We start from the raw sequence: 23369 nt of genomic DNA on the forward strand, positions 1-23369 counted from the left end.
CCCCGCTTCCCGGTTCAGCTGTTCGGGATCAGCGTGTATTTGGTGGAGAGGTACTCGTGGATGCCCTCGGTGCCGCCCTCGCGGCCGATGCCGGAGGCCTTGACGCCGCCGAAGGGGGCCGCCGCGTTGGACATGACGCCGATGTTCAGGCCCATCATGCCGGTCTCCAGCGCGTCGATCATGCGCTGGCCGCGGTCCAGGTCCTCGGTGAAGACGTAGGACGCCAGGCCGTACTCGGTGTCGTTGGCCAGGGCGACGCCCTCCTCCTCGGTGGAGAAGGTGGCGATCGCGAGGACCGGGCCGAAGATCTCCTCGGTCAGGATCTTCGAACCCTTGGCGACGCCCGTGAGCACGGTCGGGGCGTAGAACGTGCCCGGTCCGGGCAGGACCTCGCCGCCGGTCAGGAGCGTGGCTCCGCGTTCGACGGCGTCGCCCACCAGTTCGTCCGCCTTCGCCACGGCCTTGGCGTCGATGAGCGCGCCGATCGCGACGCCCTCCTCCGTGCCGCGGCCGATCGTGAACGCGTTCACGCGCTCGGTGACGCGGCGGGCGAACTCGTCGGCCACGGACTCGTGCACGATGAACCGGTTCGCCGCCGTGCAGGCCTGGCCGATGTTGCGGAACTTCGCCGCCATCGCGCCGTCGACCGCCTTGTCCAGGTCGGCGTCCTCGAACACCACGAACGGGGCGTTGCCGCCGAGCTCCATGGAGGTGCGCAGGATGCCCTTCGCCGACTGCTGGATCAGCTTCTGGCCGACCCCGGTGGAACCGGTGAAGCTGAGCTTGCGCAGGCGGTCGTCCTCGATGATGCGGGAGGAGACGGCGCCCGTCTTCGACGTCGTGACCACGTTGACCACACCGGCCGGCACGCCCGCGTCCTCGAGCAGCTGCGCGAAGTAGAGCGTCGTCAACGGGGTCAGGGTGGCGGGCTTGACCACCACGGTGCAGCCGGCGGCGAGCGCCGGGGCGATCTTGCGGGTCGCCATGGCCAGCGGGAAGTTCCACGGGGTGATGAGGAAGCAGGGGCCGACGGGGCGCTGGGAGACGACCATCTGGCCGGTGCCCTCGGGCGTGGACCCGTAGCGGCCGCCGATGCGCACGGCCTCCTCGGAGAACCAGCGCAGGAACTCGCCGCCGTAGGTGACCTCGCCGTTGGCCTCGGCGAGCGGCTTGCCCATCTCCATGGACATGAGCAGCGCGAAGTCCTCGCGGCGCTCCTGCAGCAGGTCGAACGCGCGGCGCAGGATGTCGGAGCGCTTGCGCGGCGCCGTGGCCGCCCAGGCGGCCTGGGCTGCGACGGCGGCGTCGAGCGCGGCCACACCGTGCTCGACGTCGGCGTCGGCGATCTTCGCGATCGTCTCACCCGTGGCGGGGTCCTGCACGTCGATGGTCGCCTCGGTGGCGACCCAGGCGCCGTCGAGGTAGAGGCCGGTGGGGACGCGGGCGAGCAGCTCGCGCTCGGCCGCGGACGCGGTGGTCTCGGTGGTGGTGGTCATCAGGCGTTCTCCAGTGCTTCCACGACGACGTCGAGGCCCTCGCTGAGGAGGTCGAGGGGGATGTTCAGCGGCGGCAGGAAGCGGAAGACGTTGCCGTAGGTGCCGCAGGTCAGCACGATCACGCCGGCGGCGTGCGCGGCCTTGGCCACCTGGCCGGTCAGCGCGGCGTCCGGCTCGCCGGTCTCGGCGTCGACCAGCTCGATCGCGATCATGCCGCCGCGGCCGCGGACGTCGCCGATGCGTCCGTCGCGCGCCGCCAGCTCGGTGAAGCGGCCCTTGATGGTCTTCTCGATCTCGCGGGCGGCGTCGACGAGGCCGTCCTCTTCGTAGGTCTCGATCGCGGCGAGCGCGGCGGCGCAGGCGATCGGGTTGCCGCCGTAGGTGCCGCCGAGCCCGCCGGCGTGCGGCGCGTCCATGATGTCGGCGCGGCCGGTGACCGCGGAGAGCGGCAGGCCGCCGGCGATGCCCTTCGCGGTGACGATCAGGTCCGGGACGATGCCCTCGTGATCGCACGCGAACATGGCGCCGGTGCGGGCGAAGCCGGTCTGGACCTCGTCGGCGATGAAGACGACGTTGTTGGCACTCGCCCACTCGGTGAGGGTGGCGAGGAAGCCGTCGGCCGGGACGATGAAGCCGCCCTCGCCCTGGATCGGCTCGATCACGATGGCGGCCAGGTTGTCGGCGCCGACCTGCTTCTCGATCACGGAGATGGCGCGCTGCGCGGCCTCGGGGCCGGTCAGCTCGCCGTCCTTGTACGGGTAGGACATCGGGGCGCGGTAGACCTCGGACGCGAACGGGCCGAACCCGTGCTTGTACGGCATGTTCTTCGCCGTCATCGCCATCGTGAGGTTGGTGCGGCCGTGGTAGGCGTGGTCGAACGCGACGACGGCCGACTTCTTGGTGTGCGAACGGGCGATCTTGACCGCGTTCTCGACGGCCTCGGCGCCCGAGTTGAACAGGGCGGTCCGCTTGGCGTGGTCGCCCGGCGTCAGGCGGTTGAGCGCCTCGGCGACCTCGACGTAGGAGTCGTACGGGGTCACCATGAAGCACGTGTGCGTGTACTGCTCGACCTGGCGCTGCACGGCCTCGACGACGCGCGGGGCGCTGTTGCCGACGCCGGTCACGGCGATGCCGGAGCCCAGGTCGATCAGGGAGTTGCCGTCGACGTCGCGGACGACGCCGGCCCCGGCGGCCTCGGCGAACACGGGCATCGCGGTGCCCACGGCCGCGGAGACCGCGTTCAGCTTGCGCTCCATGAGCTCGCGCGAACGCGGGCCGGGGATCTCGGTGACGAGCTCGCGCTTCTGCGGCAGCGAGGGGCCGCCCTTGACGGCGGCGGTGGGAACTGCGGTCATGATCGTGTCCCTTTCGTGGCGTTGGACCGGCGGAGGCTCGGCGTGCACCCGGCACGTCGTCGCGCTCCTCTTCCTCGATCGTAGAGTCGCCTGGGCCACCACGCGTGTGCCAATCCGTCCATCGCAAATCCAAATCATCGACAGTCCGGCACAACCGGCTACGCTGGAGGGATGACCGCGACACTGAGCACGCTCATCAACGACTCCGGTCTCGGCCTGCGGCTGCGGACCCGGCCGGTCGAGGGCTCCGCCCTGGACACGCCCCTGACCTGGGTGGCGAGCTCCGACCTCGCCGACCCGACCCCGTTCCTCAGTACCGGCAACACGCTCCTGACGACGGGCGCCCAGTTCCGCAGCGACGAGCCCGTGCCCTACGCGGAGTACGTCGCCCGGCTCATCGAGCACGGTATCGTCGGCCTCGGATTCGGCTCGGGCGTTCTGCGCGAGCGCGTCCCGGACCCCCTGCTCCTCGCCTGCGACCAGGCGGGGCTTCCCCTCTTCGAGGTCCCGTACCGGGTCCCGTTCCTGGCCGTGATCCATTACGTCGCCGACAGCGTCGCCGCGTCCCGCCACGCACGCGAGAACTGGGCCCTGAGCGCCCAGCGCGCGATCTCCTTCGCCGCCCTGCGCACGGACGGGCTGAGCGCCTGCCTGGCCGAGCTGGCCCGCCAGCTCGGCTCGTGGGTCGCCCTCTTCGACGCCGACGGCAAGCGCGCCCACCTGTCCGGCGCGCCCCCGGCGGTCGCCGACGACCCGGCCCTCGCGCGCCTCGTCGGCGGCGAGGTCGACCGCCTGCTGGCCCGCGGCCAGCGCTCCAGCTCCACCGCGGAGCACGACGGCGGCGCGCTCACGTTCCAGACGATCGGCCGGCGCGGCGAGCTGCGCGGGGTCCTGGTCCTGGGCGGCTCCCCCGGCGGGGCCGGCCTCGACCAGGCCGGCCGGACGGTGGTCTCCAGCGTGATCGCGCTCGTGGGTCTGGCGCTCGAGCAGAACCGCTCCCTGACCCGGTCCCGGGCGGCCCTGCGCACGGGCCTGCTGGCCGCGCTCGTGGCCGGTGACGTCCGGCTCGTGAAGGACATCGCACAGCGGATGAAGTCCCCGCTGCCGCCGGAGCCGGTGCGCGTGCTGCAGCTCGACGTCCCCGAATCCGGGCGGGACCGGCTCCGGGACTGGCTGGAGGACCGGATGAACGAGCACCCCGGCCGCCTGTTCGCCGGACGCGAGGGCGGCGCCGTCGTCGTGCTGGCCGGCGAAGCCGAGACGGAGGGGACCGTGCAGCGGCTGGCGGGGACCTACGCGGACCGGGTCGGGGTCTCCGACCCTCACCCCTACGCCGACCTGGCCACCGGCCTGCGGCAGGCGCGGCAGGCCTACGAGCGCGCGGCGGCGCGCGGCGAGGCGACGGCGACGTTCGCCGACATCGCGGCCGGCGACATGGCCGACCTGCTGCCCACTCAGCGGGCGCGGGACGTCGCGCAGTCGATGCTGTCGCCGCTGACCCGGCACGACGCCGCCAACGAGACGGACCTGACGGGCGCGCTGCGCGTATGGCTCGAGCACAACGGGCAGTGGGAGCCGGCTGCGCGCGAGCTCGGCATCCACCGGCACACGCTCAAGGGCAGGATCTCGACGGTCGAGCGCGTGCTGGGGCAGTCGCTGGCCGGGTTCGACGGCCGGGCGAACATCTGGCTGGCCCTGCGCGCGCTCGGCTGAGGCCCGCCGCCGCGCCCGCACTTTGCCCGTGTGGCGAGACCCTGCCGTTACGGCGACATGGTTTCGCCACGCGGACAGAGCCAGCCCTCGGATCCGGTGCTAGAGGACCGGGAGCGTCTCCAGGCCGCCGAGGTACGGGCGCAGCGCCTCCGGCACGGTCACCGAGCCGTCGGCGTTCTGGTGCTGCTCGAGGATCGCGACGATCCAGCGCGTCGTGGCCAGCGTGCCGTTCAGCGTGGCCACCGGCCGCGTCTTGCCCGGCTTGCCGACCGCGCCCACCTGGCGCTCGCGGATGTTCAGGCGGCGCGCCTGGAAGGTCGTGCAGTTCGACGTCGACGTCAGCTCCCGGTACTTGCCCTGCGTCGGGACCCAGGCCTCGCAGTCGAACTTGCGGGCCGCGCTCATGCCCAGGTCGCCGGCGGCCGTGTCGATCACGCGGTACGGCAGCCCGATCCGGCTCAGCATCTCCTCCTCCCAGGCGAGCATCCTGGCGTGCTCGGCCTCGGCGTTCTCCACGGAGGTGTAGATGAACATCTCGACCTTGTTGAACTGGTGCACCCGGATGATGCCGCGGGTGTCCTTGCCGGCCGACCCGGCCTCGCGGCGGTAGCAGGAGGACCAGCCGGCGTAGCGCTGCGGGCCGGCGGAGAGGTCCATGATCTCGTCGGCGTGGTAGCCGGCGAGGGCGACCTCGGACGTGCCGGTCAGGTACAGGTCGTCGCGCTCGAGGCGGTAGATCTCGTCGTCGTGCGCCACGTCGAAGCCCGTGCCCTGCATGGTCTCCGGGCGGACCAGGGTGGGGGTGATCATCGGCGTGAAGTCGTTCTGCAGGGCCAGGTCGAGCGCCATGTTCATCAGGGCGATCTCCAGGCGGGCGCCGACGCCCTTGAGGAAGTAGAAGCGGGAACCGGAGACCTTGGCGCCGCGCTCCATGTCGATCGCGCCGATGAGCTCGGCGATCTCCAAGTGGTCGCGCGGCTCGAAGCCGTCGGCGTCGAAGTCACGGGGCTCGCCGACGTGCTTGACGACGTTGAAGTCGTCCTCGCCGCCGGCCGGGACGCCCTCGGCGATCAGGTTCGGGAACGCGCGCTGCAGCCCGGTCAGCTCCTCCTGCGCCTCGTCAGCGGAGGCCTCGGCCGCCTTCACCTGCGCGGCCAGCTCCTTGACCTCGGCCAGCAGCGCCTGCTTCTCCTCGCCCGCAGCCTGGGCGACCTTCTTGCCGAAGGCCTTCTGCTCGGCCCGCAGGGACTCGAAGGCGGCGATCGATTCGCGGCGGGAGGCGTCCGCCGCGACGATCCGGTCCACGAGGGACTCGTCCGCTCCACGGGCGCGCTGCGAGGCGCGGAATACGTCAGGATTCTCTACGAGCTCTTTTACGTCGATCACACCTACAGCGTATCGAATGCGGCTACTCTGAGTGCACTATGCAACTCGAGATCCTCGCCCTCCTCCTCGTCGTCGTCGCGGTCATCGTCGCCGTGGTGGCCCTCGTCTCCGTGCGCGCCCTCAGGTCGCGGCTCAGCCGCATCGAGGAAGTGGCCCCTGAAGCCGCCGCGCCGGGCGGCGGCGAGCGGATCGGCGTCGTGCTGAATCCCTCCAAAAAGGGCGCCGCGCTGGCCCTCGACGCGCTGAACACCGCGTGCTCGCACGCGGGCAAGCCGGCCCCCGCCGTCTACGAGACGACACCCGATGACCCCGGCTACGAGATGGCGCGGGCGGCGCTCGACGACGGGTGCACCACCGTGATGGCCGCCGGCGGCGACGGCACGGTGCGCGCCGTCGCCGAGGTGATGAGCGGGCGCGACGAGATCATGGCGCTGCTGCCGCTGGGCACGGGAAACCTGCTGGCCCGCAATCTGGACATCAACGTGGACGACAACGGCTCCTGGCTCGCGAGCGCCCTGTTCGGTTCCGTCCGGAAGATCGACGCCGCCCGGGTGCGCCTGGTCCGCGACGACGGGAGCGAGGAGACGAAGGAGTTCGCAGTCATCGCGGGCGTCGGCTTCGACGCGGAGATGATGGACGCGACCGACTCGGACCTGAAGGCGCGGCTCGGGGCAGTGGCCTACGCCGAGGCCGGCTTCCGGAAGATGCAGGGCACACGCCAGGCCGTGAGGATGCGCCTCGACGACGGCGACGTGCAGGAACTGAGGATCCGCTCGATCATGATCGCGAACTGCGGGAAGCTGCAGGGCGGGGTCCAGCTGGCGCCGGACGCGAAGATCGACGACGGGCTCCTGGACGTCGTGGTCATGAGCCCGCGCTCGCTCGCCGGATGGGGCTGGATCGCCCTCAAGGGCCTGGTCCGCCACCGCGGCCACGACCCGATCATCAACTTCGCGCAGTGCCGGAAGGTCTCGCTGATCTGCGACGAACCGATCGCCGCACAGCTCGACGGCGACACCGACGGCTACGTGCGCCAGCTCGACGTCGAGGTGCTGCCCGGCTCCTTGAACGTGCGCTGCTAGAGCGCCCTGCCGCGGATCGACGCGATCCACTCGGCCGCGTCGGCGAACGCCGCGTCCGTGTTGTGCCGCTTGAGCGAGGGCGGGTCGATCTGCGACGGCCCGGCCGCCGGGTAGGAGCCCAGGAACCGCAGCTCCGGGCTGATCCGGTGCAGTCCGGCGAGCGCGTCCGCCATCCGGGCCTCGTCGATGTGCCCGTGGGTGTCGACGGAGAAGAAGTAGTTTCCGAGCCCCTTTCCGGTCGGGCGGGATTCGATCCGGGAGAGGTTCACGCCGCGGGCGGCGAACTGCTCGAGGATCTCCATCAGCCCGCCCGGCCGGTCCTCGGGCAGCGGGATCACGATCGTCGTCTTGTCGCTGCCGGTCGGGCGCGGGATCGCCCCCGGGCGGTGGACCAGCACGAAGCGGGTGACCGCGCCGGCGTTGTCCTCGATCGCGTTGCGCAGCACCTTCAGCGGGTTCTGCTCGGCGACGAGCGGCGAGCAGATGGCGGCGTCGACGTCCGGGTCGCCGTCCAGGATCGCCATGGCGCCGGCTGCCGTGGAGGAGGCGGGCACGAATTCGGCCGCCGGCATGTTCGCGTCCGCCCATCCGCGGCACTGCGCCCACGCGTGGCCGTGGGTAGCGACCGTCCTGATCTGCTCCAGCTCCTCGATCCCGTCGCGCACGATGAGGTCGAAGGTGATCGGCACGAGCGCCTCGGCGACGATCTGCAGGCTGCCGCCCGTCGCGATCGCGTCGAGCGTCGCCGAGACGCCGCCCTCGACGGAGTTCTCGATCGGCACCATCGCCGCGTCGGCCTCGCCCGTGCGCACGCGCTCCAACGCGTTGTTCACGCTGGTGGCCGGAACCCGCTCCGCGTCGCCCGCGCCGGGAACCTGCAGCAGCGCGGATTCGGTGAAGGTGCCCGCCGGGCCCAGATACGTGTAGATCATGTGGTCGCTTTCGTGGGCCGGTCACCCGGCGGTGGGGCTAGCGGATAGTGGGCTCTTCGCCGTTCTCGCTGGTCAGGGGGAGGCCTGCCTCGAGCCAGGCGCCGGACCCGCCGGCCACGTTGAAGGCGGTGTAGCCGTTGGCGGTGAGGAACGCGGCGACCTGCGCCGAACGCCCGCCGGTCCGGCAGATCACGTAGGTGTCGTCGTCGGGGTCCAGGTCGTCGAGGCGCTCCGGGACCTCGTTCATGGGGATGTGGGTGGCGCCGGTGGCGTGGCCGGCCTCCCACTCGTAGGCCTCGCGCACGTCGAGCACCTTGGCCCCCTCCGGGACCTCGTTCACCTCGACCGTCTCGAAATCGCTCATCTCGGCCTCCTCGTCCTCGTTGTCGCCGCGGCGGCCCGCGGCGGTGGTTTCGTCGCCCCCAGCCTATAGCGGGTGGGCCGCCGCGGGCGGAAGGTTTACGCTCGCAGTGGAGACCTGACCGCGCGCAAGGAGACGGGGAGAACATGCACATCGAGGAATACACCGTGCGCCAGCTGCGCGAAACCATCCTGTCGGGCGAGCTGTCCGCGCGCGAGGCCGCGGCCGCGCACCTGGACCGCATCGCGGACGCGGACGCCGGCCTGGGGGCGTTCGTGAAGGTCACCGCGGACCAGGCCATGACGACGGCGGCGGGTCTCGACCGTTCATGGGCGGCCGCCGGCGCGGGGTCCCGCCGCGCCCGGCTCGGCGCCCTGCACGGGGTCCCGGTGGCGTGGAAGGACCTGTGGGACGTCGTCGGGGTGCCCACGATGCGCGGGACCGCGGCGTTCGAGCCGGCGGTCGCCGACGCGAACTCGGCCGTCGTCAGCCAGGTGCACGCCCACGGGGCGGTGAGCCTCGGCAAGACGCAGGTCCCCGAGTTCGGGCTCGCCTGCTACTCGGAGAACCTCGTCTCCCCTCCCTCGCGGAACCCGCTGGATCCGGCCCTGACCTCGGGCGGTTCGAGCGGTGGAAGCGCCGCGGCGGTCGCCGCCGGCATGCTGCCGGGTGCGATCGGCTCCGATGCGGGCGGCAGCATCCGGATCCCGGCCTCCGCGTGCGGACTGGTCGGGCTGAAACCGGGCTACGGCGTCGTGCCGGCCGACCTGCAGGCGGCGCGCGCCCTGGACCCCGGCGCCGAAATGCGGGCGGGCGCGTTCCACGTGACCCGCACGAACGCGCCGCGCATGGCGGTCTCCGGTCCGATCGCGCACGACGCCGCCGACGCGGGCGCCCTGTTCGACGCGCTCATGGGCTCGACCCGCCCCGGCGGCGCGGGCCGCTTCGAGGAGGCGGCGCTCTCCCGCGACCCGGGCCGCTTCGCCCCGACGCCGCGCGCGTCCGGCGGCCGGAGCGGGGCCGGACCCCAGCCCGGGCGCCCCCTGCGCGTGGGCATCTCGACGGCGAGCCCGTTCGAGTCCGTCTATCCGATCTCGATCTCCGCCGAGGCCCGCGCGGCGCTCGACGCCGCCGTCGCGGCACTGGGGGCGGCCGGCCACCGCGTCGAGGAGGCGGACCTGTCCTACGATCCCCGCTACGGCGACTCCTTCTACACCACCTGGACCTCGGGGCTGGCCGACATCCCGCTCCGCGACGGGGCCGAGGAGCGGCTGGGCGTGCTCGCCCGCGATTTCCGGGCCGCCGCGCTCGCCCGCGACGAGGCGACCATCCTCTCGGCCGCGAACATCCTGCTGGACATCGCCCGCGACTTCCGCACCCAGTGGGGCGCGTACGACGTCGTGCTGACGCCGGCGATGGCGACGACGCCCCCGCCCGTGGGCTACTTCACGGGGGATCCTCAGGACCCGCACGACGGAGCGACCGATTACCGCCTCCAGTGCCAGTACACGCCCTTCACGTCGATGGTGAACGTGAGCCAGCTGCCGGCCATCGCCATCCCCACGCTGACCACCGAAAACGGGCTGTCGATGGGGGTCCAGATGATCGGTCGGGCGGGCTCCGAGGCGCAATTGCTGGCGCTGGCGGGCCAGCTGGTGCCGTACTTCGACACCTCCCCGTCTTCTCCGTCGATCGAGTTCGCATGAACGGGGAATCGAACAGCGAACCGGGTCCCCGGGGCCTGAGCGACGTGTACCCCGACGGGTCGGGCTACTGGGCGCCGTCACCGGACGCGGTCAAACCGCGCGTCCCCGACTGGATGGAACGGCCGGCACTCGACCCCGGCCGCGCCGCGCATCGGGACCGCCCACCGCTTCGGCGCCCCACCGCCCACAGCCACGTGGTGGGTTTCGGCGCGTGGTGCGAACTCGAAGCACCACCCCGGTTCCTGGACGCCGCCGGCCGACCCGAGCAGGGCCCGGCCGACGACTCGCTGAGCGTCTCGATCCTGGTGTTCTGCCGGCTCGACGACGGGCGCGCGGTCCTGGTTGCCGAGCGCGGGTTCACCGTGTCGGCGATCCGGGTGGCGCGCCCGCGTCCGCCCGTTGAATCCGCCGGACAGGAGGAGCACGACGCTGCAGTGGCACCGCCGTCCACCGGGCGCAGGCTGCGCGGCCGCATGTCGCCCGCGCAGATCGAAGAGGACGTGCGCGCCTGCCTCCAGCCGGACGAACCGCCCGAAGACGACCCGGACACGGATTCCGCCCGGTTGGACGACGAGCTCGCGTACGACGACTTCGCCTGGGAGGCCCGCGGGCGCGGCCTGGACGTCACCGCAGATGCCCTGCGGGGCATGGACTTCACGGTGGAGCTGAGCCCGCGTCTGCGCGAGTGGGCCAGCGAGTCCGGCACGGCGCCGTCGTCCGGCTGACGGTTGCGTCGGCCGGCGCGGCTCGTCGGCATCCCCGCTCCTCTCGATCTCCCGGCAGATCAGGATCTGAGGGGCCCGGAATCGAGCAGCAATCCAGCAAAATCCATCACAACTTCGAGCCCCCGCACACCGCACGCGACACTGTGAGTCAGATCACTTAAGTATGCCCTACGTCGCATATTGGCGTTTCATTGTGTGAATGACCACTACACACAACCCGTCTACCCCCGCGGGTAAGAAAGCTGAGGAGACGTTCTTCGGGCACCCCCGGATGCTGTTCAACCTGTTCACGGTTGAACTGTGGGAACGCTTCTCCTTCTACGGAATGCAGGCCATTCTGGCCTACTACATGTACTACGAGGTCTCCCAGGGCGGCCTCGCACTGGACCAGGGTCTTGCTCTGAGCCTGGTCGGCGCCTACGGCGGCGGCGTCTACCTCAGCACGATCCTCTCCGCGTGGATCGCGGACCGCGTGCTCGGCTCCGAGCGCGTCCTCTTCTCCTCCGCCATCGTCGTCATGGCCGGCCACGTCGCACTGGCGGTGCTCCCGGGCACCATCGGCCTGGCCGCCGGCCTGATCCTCGTGGCCCTCGGCTCCGGCGGCGTGAAGGCGGCCTCCGGCTCGCTCGTCGGCTCGCTCTACGCCCGCGAGGACAACCGCCGCGACGCCGGCTTCTCTATCTTCTACATGGGCGTGAACATCGGCGGCCTCCTCGGCCCGCTGCTCACCGGCTTCCTGCAGACCCGCGTCGGCTTCCACTTCGGCTTCGGCGCCGCCGCCGTCGGCATGGCCATCGGCCTGGCGATCTACGCCAGCGGCCGGAAGAAGCTGCCCGCTGCCGCCCAGCAGATCGCGAACCCGCTGCCGGCCCCGCAGCGCAAGAAGTACACGTGGGGCACTCTCGCCGCCCTGGCGGTCATCATCGCGCTCCTGGCCTCCGGCGTCGTGAACGCGGACAACCTGGCCAACACCATGGCCGGAGCGGCCGTCATCGCCTCGGCGATCTACTTCGTCGTCATCCTGCGCTCCAAGAAGGTCGACGCCACGGAGCGCAAGCGCGTCACGGCGTTCATCCCGCTGTACATCGCCTCGGCCGCCTTCTGGGCCCTGTTCCAGCAGCAGTTCACGTTCATCGCCGTGTACTCGGACAAGCGCCTGGACCGCACCCTGTTCGGCTGGGAGATGCCGGCCAGCTGGGTCCAGTCGATCAACCCGGTCTTCATCATCATCTTCGCGGCCGTGTTCGCGGCGATGTGGACGAAGATGGGCGACCGCCAGCCGTCGACCCCGCTGAAGTTCGGCGCGGCGCTGGTCATCATCGGCATCGCCTACCTGGTGTTCATCCCGCTGGAGTCGCTGGACAAGACACCGCTGCTGGCCCTGGCCGGCATCCTGCTGCTGTGCACGTGGGCGGAGCTGTTCCTCAGCCCGATCGGCCTGTCCGTGGCGACCAAGCTCGCCCCGGTCGCGTTCACCACGCAGATGCTCGCCCTGTTCTACCTGTCGATCTCGCTGGGCACCACGCTCGCGGGCATCCTGGCCGGCTTCTACACGGAGGGCAACGAGATCCCGTACTTCCTGGCGCTCGGCGGCACGTCGATCGTCCTGGGCGTCGCCCTCGCCGCCGCGACCCCCGGCATCAAGAAGCTGATGTCCGGCGTGAAGTAGGCAGCACCGCCTCTGTCTTCAGGCAGTACGACGGCGCCGCGCCCGTTCCGCAAGAACCGGGTGCGGCGCCGTTCGTCTATGTCCCTCGGCACGCAGTGCGGGCCTCGGCGAACCGTTGTCTGCGATACATGGTGCTGCTACGTTGTCGGCAGACGAAGGTCCACCAAGGTCTGCATTCGGGGGGATTCTGATGAAGACGGCCAGACGATGGAGAATCGCCGGGGCGGCCGCGGTCCTCGCGGTCGGCAGTACAGCGTTGGCCGGATGCTCTGGCCCGACGTACGACGACGCGTCGGAAATCGTCCCATCCTTCGCCGGAGAGCAAGCTGCGAAGGATCACCTGCCGGAGCCGGCGGACACCTTCATCCCCGAGGACATGGATCCCGCGAAAACGCGGCTCGTGGGACAGTCGGCCGACCTCCAGTACTTTGCCGCCCCGCTGGGCGATGAGGAGATCTGCCTCATCCCGGTCAATGGCCAGGGCGACGCCACCATGATGGGTTGCACGTCCGTGGACGGATTCGGGGGCCTCCGCGTGGCGAATGGCGACAAGACCGAGGAAGCATGGCTCGTGGCAACATCCGAGGCGCAGGAAATCCTGAGCGGCGTCGATCAGAGCCAGTGGGAGCAGAAGTCCCCCAATCTCCTCGTGAAGAACGCCCCCGAATAGGACTTTCAGGCCCCGGCGACCTGCAGCCGGCCCCGAGGCGGCGGGGCTCGCCCATTCCGCAAGTCCCCGCCGATAAGGTGGTGCACCGCGCCGGAAGGCATTTCGCCTGGTCGGCCCCTTGTTCCATCTCGATCTCCCGGAGGCTGTCCAACCGTGACCGCACGCCGCACCACCCGCCTGCTCGCCGCCCTGGCCGGCGGCGCCGTCGTCCTCTCCTCCCTCACCGGGTGCACCGCCGCCGAGAGCATTCTGTGGGACATCGTCGACGAGTTGGAGGCGCCTCCCGCGCCGGCCGGCCCGAGTGCCGCGACCGACGCGAACGCGGGCTTCGAGGTGACCGACGAGCCCCTGCTGGACCAGCTGGCGACGATCGAGATCAAGGGTCGTGCCCCGAAAACCGGGTACGAGCGCGACGAGTTCGGCTCCGGCTGGAAGGACCCGGACCGCAACGGGTGCGACGCCCGCAACGACATGCTGCGCCGCGACCTGACCGACGTGGAGCTCAAGGAGGGCACGAACGGGTGCGTCGTGCTCGCCGGGACGCTGGACGACGCGTTCACTGCTACCGAGATCGACTTCGTCCGCGGCCCCGGGACCAGCAGCGACGTGCAGATCGACCACCTGGTGGCGCTCTCCGACGCGTGGCAGAAGGGCGCGCAGCAGCTGAACGAGGAGGAACGCGAGCTGCTGGCCAACGACCCGCTGAACCTGCTCGCGGTCGACGGGCCCTCCAACGCGTCCAAGGGCGACTCCGACGCGGCCACCTGGCTGCCGCCGAACCGCGGGTTCTGGTGCGACTACGTCACCCGGCAGACCGCCGTGAAGGCCAAATACGACCTCTGGATGACGCAGGCCGAGCACGACGCGATCGAACAGACCGTCACGAACCGCTGCCCGGATTCCAGGGCCCTCGCGATCGACTGATCAGGCGCTCAGGCGGGCAGCCCCGCCGTGTCGCCCCCGGCGGCGAGCCCGGCCTCGATCTTGCGCCGGTGCGCGGCCTCCCACTCGTCGAGGCTCTGGCCGGCCTCCGCTTCCTCGCGCTGCTCGGCCGCGTCGAGAAGCTCGATCGCCCGGCCGGACTCCACGACCACGATCCCCTCCTCGTCCGCCACGACGACGTCGCCGGTGCCGACCCGCACGCCGCCGACGACGGTCTCGCTGGAGGGGACCACGTAGTTCTTCGTCCCGGGCTTCGGGAAGACCCCGCGCGCGAACACCGGGAAGCCCATCTCGCGGACCTCCTGAAGGTCGCGGATGCTCCCGTCGACCACGAACCCGGCGATGCCCCGGCGCTGGGCGACGGCGCACACGTTCCCGCCCGCGACGGCGAGCGACGTCCCGCCGGAGTCGACCACGATCACCGACCCGGGCTCGGCCCGGTAGATCGCCGCGTGCATCATCAGGTTGTCGCCGGGGGCGCAGCGCACGGCGTACGCGGGCCCCGTAACGCGCGGCATGCCGGACCACAGCGGGCGGATCCCCGGGTCCATCACGCGGTCCTCGTCGACCAGGTCGGCGAGCGACGTCGGCGATACGTCGGGCAGGGCGGGCGTGTTCGTCATCGAGTTCTCCCTTGTCGTCGTGCCTTTGGCAGGCCGTCCACTTCTCGAGCGTACGACACCACCAAACCCCGCCCGCCGCTAGACTGCCAACGGGGTCTACGGAAGGGGTGCCCGGCATGCCGCGAGGTCAACGTGTTCAACGCGTCACCGACACGATCCGCCACGAGTTGTGGCCTCTGCCGATGCTCGGCATCGCGGCCGGACTGCTGCTCGGGCTCGGCCTGCCGGCGCTCGACGGCGCACTGCCACACGTGCGCGAACTCGTGTCCGCCTGGGTGTTCGGCGGCAGTCCCGACGCCGCGCGGGCCGTCCTCACCACCATCGCCGGGTCGGTCGTCACCGTCACCACGCTCACGTTCTCGGTGACGATCGTGCTCCTGCAGCTCGCGTCCTCCCAGTACACCCCGCGCCTGCTGCGGACCTTCACGGGCGACACGGTGGTCCACGTGACCCTCGCCGTCTTCCTCGGCACGTTCGCCTACTCGCTGGCGGTGCTGCGCACGGTCCGCAACGGCACCGCCGATTACGAGGCGTTCGTCCCCGGCATCAGCGTGAGCCTCGCCTTCCTGCTGGCGATCGCCGTGGTGGTCCTCCTCGTCGTCTTCCTGACCCACATCACGCGCACGATCCGCGTGGAAACGATCCTCGCGGACGTCACCCGCGAGGGGAGGGGCGCCCTGGCCCGCGCCTACCGAAACTCCCGCCCCGGCAATCCTCCGGTGTCGGAGCACCCGGCGGAGCCGGTCCCCTCGACGGGGACGGGCTTCGTGGCCGACGTCGACCTCGAGCCGCTGACTCTCCTCGCCACCGAGCGCGACTGGACCATCACCTTCGAGATCAGTCCCGGCGACTTCGTCACACCCCAGCAGAGCCTCGCCCGGGTCTGCCACACGAGCTCGCCCCACCACCTGACGTCCGACGACGTCGCGCTGCTCGTCTCGCGTATCAACGACGCGGTGGTCACGGGCCGCGAACGCACCACGGTGCAGGACCCGCGCTTCCCGATCCAACAGATCGTCGACATCAGCAACCGCGCACTCTCCCCCGGCGTCAACGACCCGACGACGGCCCTGCACTGCCTGCACTACCTGGGCGCCCTGCTCGGCGACATCGCCGGATCCGACGTCCGCGACGTCGTCGAGTGGGACGAGGACGGCGCCGTCCGCGTGATCCTGCCGCAGCCGACCTTCACGGACCTGGCCACGTTGGTCCTGCGCGACGCGCTCACGTTCGGCCGCGGCCAGGCCGTCATCGTCGACAAGGCCTTCTCGCTGCTGCGCGAGGCGGCGCTGTGCGACACCGCCGGACGCTACTCGAGGCAGATCGAGGACCTGGTCGACGACCTGGCGGCTCTCGTCCCCCTGCAGGACTTCACGCCTCGCGACGCCGCACGCCTCCGGACGTCGATCGACGACGCCCGCCGGGCGGCCGCCGACGACGTGGCCCACCGCCACCTGATCGCAGACTTCGGCGCATGAGCATCGATCAGCGGCGCGCGCGCGTCCAGCGCCGCACGCTCACCGTGGTCGTCATCAGCCAGGTGCTCGGCGGGGCAGGGCTGGCCGCCGGCGTCACCGTGGGGGCGCTGCTGGCCGGCGAGCTCCTCGGGCACGACGGCGTCGCCGGCCTGCCGGTGGCACTGTTCACCCTGGGTGCCGCGCTGACGGCCTACCTGGTGGGCCGCCTGACGGGGCGGTTCGGCCGGCGCGTGGGACTGGGAATCGGTTTCGCGGCCGGCGGTCTCGGCGGGTTCGGCGTGGTGGCCGCGGCCGTCGCGGGCAACATCCCCCTGCTCTTCGCCGCGTTCTTCGTCTACGGGGCGGGGACGGCCACGAACCTGCAGGCCCGCTACGCGGGAGGCGACCTCGCGCTTCCCGACGCCCGCGGCCGGGCCATCAGCATCGCCATGGTCTCGACGACCCTCGGCGCGGTCGCCGGCCCCAACCTGGTCGAGCCCATGGGGTCGGTCGCCGTCGGGCTCGGCATCCCGGCCCTGGCGGGGCCTTTCCTGCTCTCGGGCGCCGCGTACCTCGCGGCGGGGATCGTGCTGCTGGCCCTGCTGCGGCCGGACCCGCTGCTGTTCGCCCGGCAGCTCGAGGAGGAGCGGTCGGAGGAGACGCTGGCGGCCGCCCCCGCGGCGGAAGCGTCCCGCGCGGGCCTGGCCCGCGCGCCCACCGGGGCCGACCCCGCAACAGGCGCCGCGGCCCCGTCCCACCCAGCGCGGCACGACGGCGCAGCGGACGGTGCGGCCGCCGTCGTCGTACCGGAGACCCGGCCGCGGACCGGGGCCTACGTGGGGGCGGCGATCATGGTGCTGATCCAGATCGCAATGGTCGCGATCATGACCATGACCCCCGTGCATATGCGCGCACACAACCACTCGCTCTCCGACGTCGGGCTGGTGATCGGGCTGCACATCGCCGCGATGTACCTGCCCTCGCTCGCGACGGGCGCGCTCGTGGACCGGATCGGGCGGACGCCGGTGGCGGTCGCGGCCGGGGTGACTCTGCTCGCGGCGGGGCTGGTCGGCGCGTTCGCCCCCGGGGACTCGCTGGGGCTGCTCGTGCTCTCGCTGGTGCTGCTGGGGGTCGGCTGGAACCTCGGGCTGATCTCCGGGACCGCCCTCGTGGTCGACGCGACCGTGCCGGAGAACCGGCCGCGGGTGCAGGGGTCGATCGACGTGCTGGTCTCCCTGGCCGGTGCCGGCGGCGGGGCGGCGTCCGGGTTCGTCATGGTGTCGTCGAGCTACGCGGGGCTGTCGGTCGCCGGCGGCGTGCTCGCGATGCTGTTCATCCCCGTGCTGTGGTGGGCGCGGCGGCGGGTCGCGTCGACTTAATCGGACACACACCGGGTGTTTCCCGCCGTTCCCTACCCGCCGGCGGCGGTGCGTGCAAAGCTGGGGTCATGGTTGGCACTCGCGCGGGGCAGCCCGCTGAAACACAGGACCTGATCGACGTCGACGCTGTGCTGGGGGCGTACTTCGACGTCCTCCCGGATGCGGAGAATCCCGACCAGCGCGTCGCGTTCGGCACCAGCGGCCACCGCGGGTCCTCGCTGAAGGGCTCCTTCAACGAGCACCACATCGTCGCGATCACCCAGGCGATCGTCGACTACCGGACGGACGCCGGCATCGGCGGCCCGCTCTTCCTCGGCAAGGACACGCACGCGCTCTCGGGCCCCGCCCAGGACACCGCGCTCGAGGTCCTGGCCGCCAACGGCGTCGAGGTCCGCACCGACGCGCGCGAGCGCTTCACGCCGACCCCCGCGCTCAGCCACGCGATCCTCACCCACAACCGCGGGCGCGCCAACCCGGCGCACCAGGCCGACGGCGTCGTCATCACCCCCAGCCACAACCCGCCGGCCGACGGCGGCTTCAAATACAACCCGCCGCACGGCGGCCCCGCCGACTCCGACGCGACCGGCTGGATCGCCGACCGCGCCAACGGGTACCTGGCGAACGGGCTGGCCGGGGTTCGCCGGCTGCCGCTGGCGGAGGCGAAGGCCGCGCACACCAGCGGCACCTACGACTACATGGCCAACTACGTGGACACCCTCGGCAGCGCGATCGACCTGGACCTGATCCGGACCGAGGGCGTGCGCATCGGGGCGGATCCGATGGGCGGCGCGTCCGTCGACTACTGGGGCGCGATCGGCGAGCGGCACGGGCTGAACCTGACCGTCGTCAACGAGGAGGTCGACCCGCGCTGGGCGTTCATGAGCCTGGACTGGGACGAGAAGATCCGCATGGACTGCTCGTCGCCGTACGCGATGGCCTCGCTCATCAACGCGGTCGCCGCCGGCGACGCCGCGTTCGACATCGCCACGGGGAACGACGCCGACGCGGACCGGCACGGCATCGTCACGCCCGACGCCGGGCTCATGAACCCGAACCACTTCCTGGCCGTCGCGATCGACTACCTCTACCGCAACCGGCCCGACTGGCCGCAGAGCGCCGGCGTCGGCAAGACCCTGGTCAGCTCGTCGATGATCGACCGGGTTGCCGCCTCGCTCGGCCGCGAGCTGGTCGAGGTGCCCGTGGGCTTCAAGTGGTTCGTCCCGGGCCTGCTCGACGGCACGGGCGTGTTCGGCGGCGAGGAGTCGGCGGGCGCGTCGTTCGTGCGCTTCGACGGGTCGCCGTGGAGCACGGACAAGGACGGCATCCTGCTGTGCCTGCTCGCCTCCGAGGTCCAGGCCGCCACGGGCTCCTCGCCGAGCGACCACTACCGCGGGCTGTCCGCCGAGTTCGGGGCGCCGTCGTACGCGCGCATCGACGCCCCGGCGACCCGGGCGCAGAAGGACGCGCTGAAGAAGCTGTCCGCCGCGGACGTGACCGCGTCGACGCTCGCCGGCGAGGAGATCACCGCCAAGCTGACGGAGGCGCCGGGCAACGGCGCCGCGATCGGCGGGCTGAAAGTGACCACCGAGAACGCGTGGTTCGCCGCCCGCCCGTCCGGCACGGAGGACGTCTACAAGATCTACGCGGAGTCGTTCGCGGGCGACGAGCACCTGGGCCGGGTGCAGCAGGAGGCCAAGGCGCTGGTGGACTCCGTCATCGGCTGAACATCCGGAGAATCGGCCCCGGTGCGCCGAATTCATTACGAAGCGGTAACTCTCCGGGAGCTCGCGCATTCCCCCGGCTTGCCGCGCCCCGCGGGCCCTCTCGCCGATCCACGGGGCGCCCCCGAGCCCGAAATACCGGGAAATCCGTCCGAGATTCCTCCCACAGCGAACAGGTGCTTGTTAAGCTGGGTCACAGAAAGTCCTCAGTATCGGTCTTGGCATGTCAGGACCGCGCACAAGATGTGTACGGCGCTACTCCAAGGCCGACCGAACTCGGCTACACAACGCGCAGACCCGGGGCGCGTGGACAGGAACACGTGAGTACTCAATCCGCCGAAACGAAGCCGGCGCTCAGCGTCCGCAACGCCTACAAGGTCTTCGGGCGCCGGGGCAAAGAGGCCGTGAAACTCCTCGAGAACGGGAAAACCCGCGACGAGATCGAATCACTCGGGACGGCCGCGGTCATCGACGCCACCTTCGACGTGAAGCCCGGCGAGATCTTCGTCGTGATGGGCCTGTCGGGATCGGGCAAGTCGACCCTGATCCGCATGCTCAACGGCCTGCTGCCAATGACCGCGGGGCACGTGGAGATCCACGGCGCCGACATCGCCAAGACCAGCAAGAAGAAGCTGCGCCAGACACGGCAGAACAACGTTTCGATGGTGTTCCAGCACTTCGCGCTGCTGCCGCACCGCACCGTCCGCGACAACGCCGCCTACGCCCTCGAGGTCCAGGGCGTCTCCCCGCGCGAGCGCACGAAGCGCGCGGAGGCGTCGCTCGACATGGTGGGCCTGGGCGGCTTGGGCGACAAGTTCCCTGACGAGCTCTCCGGCGGAATGAAGCAGCGCGTCGGCCTCGCCCGCGCGCTGACCGCCGACACGGACATCCTGCTCATGGACGAGGCGTTCTCCGCTCTCGATCCGCTGATCCGCCGCGAGATGCAGGAGCAGCTCGTCGCACTGCAGGCCGACCTCGGCAAGACCATCGTCTTCATCACCCACGACCTCAACGAGGCCATGTTCCTCGGCGACCGCGTGGCCGTCATGCGCGACGGCCGGATCGTCCAGATCGGCACCCCCGACGACATCCTGACCCACCCGGCCGACGACTACGTCGAGAAGTTCGTGCAGGACGTCGACCGCACGCGCGTCCTGACCGCCGGCGGCGTGATGGAGAAGCCGCGCGCGGTCGTCAACCTCTCCGGCGGCCCGAAGAACGCGCAGCGCCTGCTCAAGGAGCTGCAGCTCTCCGCGGCCTTCGTCGTCGACCGGCAGCAGAAGCTCCAGGGCGTCATCACCGACCGCGAGGTGACCAAGCTGATCGAGGCCGGTTCCGAGACGCTCGACCCTGCGGTGCTGGGCTTCGCGTACCCCGTGGGCGAGGAGGTCCCGCTCGCCGACCTCTTCGGCCGCTCGGTCGAGAGCCCGGTTCCCCTGGCCGTTGTCGACGACGACGGCAGACTGGTGGGGGCGATCCCCCGCGTGACGCTGCTGGCAGCGCTCGGCAACGTGCCGTCCTCGACCACCGGAATCGACGTGGTCGGCGGCGACGCGGCCACCGGTGACGGCACCGACAACTCGACCGGGGAGGAAAATACCCGATGACCGACTTCCGCATCCCGCTCGCCGACTGGGTCGACGCCTTCCTCGCCTGGCTCGAGACCACCTTCGCCGGCCTCTTCGACGCGATCCGTACTGGGTTCCTCGGCGCCTACGACGGCCTCGAGGGACTGCTGCAGCTGCCGCCGTTCTGGGTGGTCATCCTGGTCTTCATGGCCATCGCCTTCTGGGCGAAGGGCTGGAAGATGGCGCTGTTCGTCGCTCTCGGCTTCACGCTGGTCTACGGGGTGGACCAGTGGGACAACACGATGTCCACGCTGTCCCTGGTACTGGTCGCCACGTTCGTCGCCGTCGCGATCAGCATCCCGCTGGGCATCTGGGCCGCCAAATCGGACCGGGTCTCGACGATCGTGAGGCCGATCATGGACTTCTTCCAGACCATGCCGGCCATGGTCTACCTGATCCCCGCACTCGCGATCTTCCGCGTCGGGGTGGTGCCCGGCATCGTGGCGACGATCATCTTCGCCATGGTGCCCGGCGTCCGCCTGACCGAACTCGGCATCCGCGGGGTCGACAAGGAGGTCGTCGAGGCGGGTCACGCGTTCGGCGCCGCCCCGGGCCGCATCCTGCGCCAGATCCAGCTGCCACTGGCGATGCCGACGATCATCGCGGGCATCAACCAGATCATCATGCTCGCCCTCTCGATGGTCGTCATCGCGGGCATGGTCGGCGCTGGCGGACTCGGCGGCGACGTCGTGGCGAGCCTGAACCGGATCGACCCCGGGTTCGGCTTCGAAGCCGGCATCTCGGTCGTGGTCCTCGCGATCTTCCTGGACCGCGTCACCCAAGGATTCGCCGCGTCGACGAAGCGCAAGTAGACGCGTCGCAACGAACCGGCCCGGTTTCCGGGCACAGGAAATCCACCCACGCCGCCGGTTCGCCGGCGGCCTCACGGAAGGATCAACATGAAGAACACACGCACACTCAAGGGCATCGCCGTCTCCGCAGCAGCCTTGCTCGCACTCACCGCTTGCAGTGGCGGCGACGAGGGTGACGGAGGTGGCGACGCCGCAGAGAGCAAGGACGTCACCATCGCCGTTTTCAACGGCTGGGACGAGGGCATCGCCGCGTCCGAGCTGTGGAAGAACATCCTGGAGGGCGAGGGCTACGACGTCACGCTCGAGTACGCCGACGCGGCACCGGTCTTCCAGGGCCTGTCCGACGGCGACTACGACGTCACGCTCGACGGCTGGCTGCCGCTGACCCACGCGGAGTACGTCGACGAATACGGCGACGAGATCGTGGACTACGGCGCCTGGAACGACGAAGCCAAGCTGACGATCGCCGTGAACTCCGACGCCCCGGTCGACTCCCTCGAGGAACTGGCCGACAACGCGGACGTGTTCAACAACCGCCTCGTCGGCATCGAACCCGGCGCCGGGCTGACCACGGCGACCGAGGATTCCGTGATCCCGAGCTACGGCCTCGAGGACATGGAGTTCCTGACCTCGTCGACACCTGCCATGCTCTCCGAACTGGACACCGCTACCGAGAACGGCGAGAACATCGCTGTCACGCTGTGGCGTCCGCACTGGGCGTACGACGCCTACGACATCAAGGACCTCGAGGATCCGGAGGGCGCCCTCGGCGACGCCGAGGAGATCCACGCCTTCGGCTCCACCGCGTTCAGCGAGGCCAACCCGGAGGTCGTCGGCTGGCTCGAGGACTTCGAGATGGACTCGGAGACCCTGCACTCGCTCGAGAACGTGATGTTCAACGAGAACGACACCGACGACTACGCGCCGATCGTGGAGGACTGGATCGCCGAGAACCAGGACTACGTCGACGGCCTGACCAGCTAGTCGCCGACGCTTCGACAAAAAGGAGGGGCCGCGGAATCCATGGATTCCGCGGCCCCTCCTCTCGTGCGGGAGGTGTCAGCTCTGGGCGACCAGTTCCTGCTCGGCGGCGGCCTGCAGCGCGGTCAGGACCTCGGAGACCTGGCCCACGACCTCGGCGTCGTCCTTGGGGTGCAGCTCGGCGAACCGGGTCAGCGAGCCCGGGATGGAGAGCTTGATGTCCTCGAGCACCTTGGCGCCGGCGATGCCGGCGGCCTTGCGGGCTTCGTCCTGGGCCCACGCGCCGCCGAAGCGGCCGAACGCGGTGCCGATCACGGCGGTCGGCTTGCCGGTCAGGGCGCCGGCGCCGTATGGGCGGGACAGCCAGTCGATCGCGTTCTTGAGTACGGCCGGCATGGTGCCGTTGTACTCCGGGGAGACCAGCACGAACGCATCGGCGGCGCCGGCGGCCTCGCGCAGTGCTGCGGCGGCCTCGGGGACCTGGCCCTCGACGTCGATGTCCTCGTTGTAGAAGGGCAGGGACGCCAGGCCGGAGAAGACGTTGACGTCGACGCCGTCGGGCGCGTTGACGACGGCCGCCTCGGCGAGCTGGAGGTTCGTGGAGCCGGAACGCAGGGAACCGACGAGAGTCAGAACGTTGATAGCCATCAGTGGATCTCCTTGGAAAGGGTGTGAATGGATTCCGTGCAGTAGAACTCATTCGTATGCATGAATCATTCCCGCCCCGGTCG

At 70.7% G+C, this 23369-nt stretch carries 20 protein-coding genes; 13 read left to right on the forward strand and 7 right to left on the reverse strand.

All coding sequences use genetic code 11. The features are described from left to right. Positions 1-14: 14 nt before the first annotated feature. Both IE069_RS12675 and gabT read right to left on the reverse strand, forming a co-directional pair. Complete coding sequence (locus IE069_RS12675; protein WP_189350929.1) at positions 15-1496, reverse strand: NAD-dependent succinate-semialdehyde dehydrogenase; 1482 nt, start codon at positions 1494-1496, stop codon at positions 15-17. Further along, positions 1496-2851, reverse strand: a complete 1356-nt coding sequence (gene gabT, locus IE069_RS12680; RefSeq protein ID WP_189350930.1) for a 4-aminobutyrate--2-oxoglutarate transaminase — start codon at positions 2849-2851, stop codon at positions 1496-1498. Before gabT ends, IE069_RS12675 begins: the two co-directional genes overlap by 1 nt. Before the next feature lie 171 nt (positions 2852-3022). Between gabT and IE069_RS12685 the strand changes: the two genes are divergently transcribed. Beyond that, complete coding sequence (locus IE069_RS12685) at positions 3023-4564, forward strand: PucR family transcriptional regulator (protein ID WP_189350931.1); 1542 nt, start codon at positions 3023-3025, stop codon at positions 4562-4564. 99 nt (positions 4565-4663) lie between these two features. Here IE069_RS12685 and serS read toward each other — a convergent pair whose 3' ends face one another. Then, positions 4664-5950 carry a serine--tRNA ligase gene (gene serS, locus IE069_RS12690; protein ID WP_189350932.1) on the reverse strand — a complete coding sequence of 429 codons (1287 nt, stop codon included), beginning with the start codon at positions 5948-5950 and terminating at the stop codon, positions 4664-4666. Between the two features lie 38 nt (positions 5951-5988). Here serS and IE069_RS12695 point away from each other — a divergent pair, with 38 nt between their 5' ends. After that, complete coding sequence (locus tag IE069_RS12695) at positions 5989-7032, forward strand: diacylglycerol/lipid kinase family protein (RefSeq protein WP_189350933.1); 1044 nt, start codon at positions 5989-5991, stop codon at positions 7030-7032. On the opposite strand, the gene pheA is transcribed toward IE069_RS12695, so the two are convergent. Both pheA and IE069_RS12705 read right to left on the reverse strand, forming a co-directional pair. Continuing rightward, complete coding sequence (gene pheA / locus IE069_RS12700; RefSeq protein WP_189350934.1) at positions 7029-7964, reverse strand: prephenate dehydratase; 936 nt, start codon at positions 7962-7964, stop codon at positions 7029-7031. The genes IE069_RS12695 and pheA overlap by 4 nt on opposite strands. Before the next feature lie 37 nt (positions 7965-8001). Then, the gene (locus IE069_RS12705; protein ID WP_189350935.1) at positions 8002-8328 is read right to left on the reverse strand and encodes a rhodanese-like domain-containing protein; all 327 of its coding nucleotides are present in this window, start codon (positions 8326-8328) and stop codon (positions 8002-8004) included. 143 nt (positions 8329-8471) lie between these two features. On the opposite strand from IE069_RS12705, the gene IE069_RS12710 reads away from it, so the two are divergent. The 5 genes from IE069_RS12710 (at position 8472) to IE069_RS12730 (ending at position 14019) form a co-directional block, all read left to right on the forward strand. Continuing rightward, positions 8472-10031, forward strand: coding sequence for an amidase (locus IE069_RS12710; protein WP_189350936.1), 1560 nt, complete (start codon positions 8472-8474; stop codon positions 10029-10031). Then, the gene (locus IE069_RS12715) at positions 10028-10756 is read left to right on the forward strand and encodes a hypothetical protein (RefSeq protein ID WP_189350937.1); all 729 of its coding nucleotides are present in this window, start codon (positions 10028-10030) and stop codon (positions 10754-10756) included. The genes IE069_RS12710 and IE069_RS12715 overlap by 4 nt, the downstream gene beginning before the upstream one ends. A gap of 199 nt (positions 10757-10955) precedes the next feature. Then, positions 10956-12425, forward strand: a complete 1470-nt coding sequence (locus IE069_RS12720; protein ID WP_189350938.1) for a peptide MFS transporter — start codon at positions 10956-10958, stop codon at positions 12423-12425. Positions 12426-12615: 190 nt separating this feature from the next. Further along, positions 12616-13095: a hypothetical protein gene (locus IE069_RS12725; protein WP_189350939.1), complete on the forward strand. Its 480-nt coding sequence runs from the start codon at positions 12616-12618 to the stop codon at positions 13093-13095. 153 nt (positions 13096-13248) lie between these two features. Continuing rightward, entirely contained in the window at positions 13249-14019 is a 771-nt protein-coding gene (locus IE069_RS12730) for an HNH endonuclease family protein (RefSeq protein WP_229791140.1), read from the forward strand. A gap of 8 nt (positions 14020-14027) precedes the next feature. On the opposite strand, the gene IE069_RS12735 is transcribed toward IE069_RS12730, so the two are convergent. Then, entirely contained in the window at positions 14028-14660 is a 633-nt protein-coding gene (locus tag IE069_RS12735; protein WP_189350940.1) for an RraA family protein, read from the reverse strand. Between the two features lie 116 nt (positions 14661-14776). On the opposite strand from IE069_RS12735, the gene IE069_RS12740 reads away from it, so the two are divergent. From IE069_RS12740 to IE069_RS12765, 6 genes are all read left to right on the forward strand, one after another. Then, entirely contained in the window at positions 14777-16138 is a 1362-nt protein-coding gene (locus IE069_RS12740) for a DUF2254 domain-containing protein (RefSeq protein WP_189350941.1), read from the forward strand. Continuing rightward, positions 16135-17496 carry an MFS transporter gene (locus IE069_RS12745; RefSeq protein ID WP_189350942.1) on the forward strand — a complete coding sequence of 454 codons (1362 nt, stop codon included), beginning with the start codon at positions 16135-16137 and terminating at the stop codon, positions 17494-17496. Before IE069_RS12740 ends, IE069_RS12745 begins: the two co-directional genes overlap by 4 nt. A gap of 68 nt (positions 17497-17564) precedes the next feature. Then, positions 17565-19220, forward strand: a complete 1656-nt coding sequence (pgm, locus tag IE069_RS12750; RefSeq protein WP_189350943.1) for a phosphoglucomutase (alpha-D-glucose-1,6-bisphosphate-dependent) — start codon at positions 17565-17567, stop codon at positions 19218-19220. A 317-nt stretch (positions 19221-19537) separates the two neighbouring features. Further along, positions 19538-20824, forward strand: a complete 1287-nt coding sequence (locus IE069_RS12755) for a quaternary amine ABC transporter ATP-binding protein (RefSeq protein ID WP_189350944.1) — start codon at positions 19538-19540, stop codon at positions 20822-20824. Continuing rightward, positions 20821-21657, forward strand: coding sequence for an ABC transporter permease (locus IE069_RS12760; RefSeq protein WP_189350945.1), 837 nt, complete (start codon positions 20821-20823; stop codon positions 21655-21657). Before IE069_RS12755 ends, IE069_RS12760 begins: the two co-directional genes overlap by 4 nt. A gap of 87 nt (positions 21658-21744) precedes the next feature. Next, on the forward strand, positions 21745-22641 hold the full coding sequence (locus tag IE069_RS12765; RefSeq protein WP_189350946.1) for a glycine betaine ABC transporter substrate-binding protein: 897 nt from the start codon (positions 21745-21747) through the stop codon (positions 22639-22641). Positions 22642-22716: 75 nt separating this feature from the next. On the opposite strand, the gene IE069_RS12770 is transcribed toward IE069_RS12765, so the two are convergent. Next, positions 22717-23286, reverse strand: coding sequence for an NAD(P)H-dependent oxidoreductase (locus IE069_RS12770; RefSeq protein WP_189350947.1), 570 nt, complete (start codon positions 23284-23286; stop codon positions 22717-22719). Positions 23287-23369 lie beyond the last annotated feature (83 nt).

The organism is Zhihengliuella salsuginis, from assembly GCF_014651715.1.
Classification (GTDB): domain Bacteria; phylum Actinomycetota; class Actinomycetes; order Actinomycetales; family Micrococcaceae; genus Zhihengliuella; species Zhihengliuella salsuginis.

What these genes read in the sequence shown, in the direction of transcription:
- IE069_RS12675 (WP_189350929.1), bottom strand. Translation starts at nt 1,496, where the DNA reads ATGACCACCACCACCGAGACCACCGCGTCCGCGGCCGAGCGCGAGCTG.
- gabT (WP_189350930.1), bottom strand. Translation starts at nt 2,851, where the DNA reads ATGACCGCAGTTCCCACCGCCGCCGTCAAGGGCGGCCCCTCGCTGCCG.
- IE069_RS12685 (WP_189350931.1), top strand. Translation starts at nt 3,023, where the DNA reads ATGACCGCGACACTGAGCACGCTCATCAACGACTCCGGTCTCGGCCTG.
- IE069_RS12695 (WP_189350933.1), top strand. Translation starts at nt 5,989, where the DNA reads ATGCAACTCGAGATCCTCGCCCTCCTCCTCGTCGTCGTCGCGGTCATC.
- pheA (WP_189350934.1), bottom strand. Translation starts at nt 7,964, where the DNA reads ATGATCTACACGTATCTGGGCCCGGCGGGCACCTTCACCGAATCCGCG.
- IE069_RS12705 (WP_189350935.1), bottom strand. Translation starts at nt 8,328, where the DNA reads ATGAGCGATTTCGAGACGGTCGAGGTGAACGAGGTCCCGGAGGGGGCC.
- IE069_RS12710 (WP_189350936.1), top strand. Translation starts at nt 8,472, where the DNA reads ATGCACATCGAGGAATACACCGTGCGCCAGCTGCGCGAAACCATCCTG.
- IE069_RS12715 (WP_189350937.1), top strand. Translation starts at nt 10,028, where the DNA reads ATGAACGGGGAATCGAACAGCGAACCGGGTCCCCGGGGCCTGAGCGAC.
- IE069_RS12720 (WP_189350938.1), top strand. Translation starts at nt 10,956, where the DNA reads ATGACCACTACACACAACCCGTCTACCCCCGCGGGTAAGAAAGCTGAG.
- IE069_RS12725 (WP_189350939.1), top strand. Translation starts at nt 12,616, where the DNA reads ATGAAGACGGCCAGACGATGGAGAATCGCCGGGGCGGCCGCGGTCCTC.
- IE069_RS12735 (WP_189350940.1), bottom strand. Translation starts at nt 14,660, where the DNA reads ATGACGAACACGCCCGCCCTGCCCGACGTATCGCCGACGTCGCTCGCC.
- IE069_RS12740 (WP_189350941.1), top strand. Translation starts at nt 14,777, where the DNA reads ATGCCGCGAGGTCAACGTGTTCAACGCGTCACCGACACGATCCGCCAC.
- IE069_RS12745 (WP_189350942.1), top strand. Translation starts at nt 16,135, where the DNA reads ATGAGCATCGATCAGCGGCGCGCGCGCGTCCAGCGCCGCACGCTCACC.
- pgm (WP_189350943.1), top strand. Translation starts at nt 17,565, where the DNA reads ATGGTTGGCACTCGCGCGGGGCAGCCCGCTGAAACACAGGACCTGATC.
- IE069_RS12760 (WP_189350945.1), top strand. Translation starts at nt 20,821, where the DNA reads ATGACCGACTTCCGCATCCCGCTCGCCGACTGGGTCGACGCCTTCCTC.
- IE069_RS12765 (WP_189350946.1), top strand. Translation starts at nt 21,745, where the DNA reads ATGAAGAACACACGCACACTCAAGGGCATCGCCGTCTCCGCAGCAGCC.
- IE069_RS12770 (WP_189350947.1), bottom strand. Translation starts at nt 23,286, where the DNA reads ATGGCTATCAACGTTCTGACTCTCGTCGGTTCCCTGCGTTCCGGCTCC.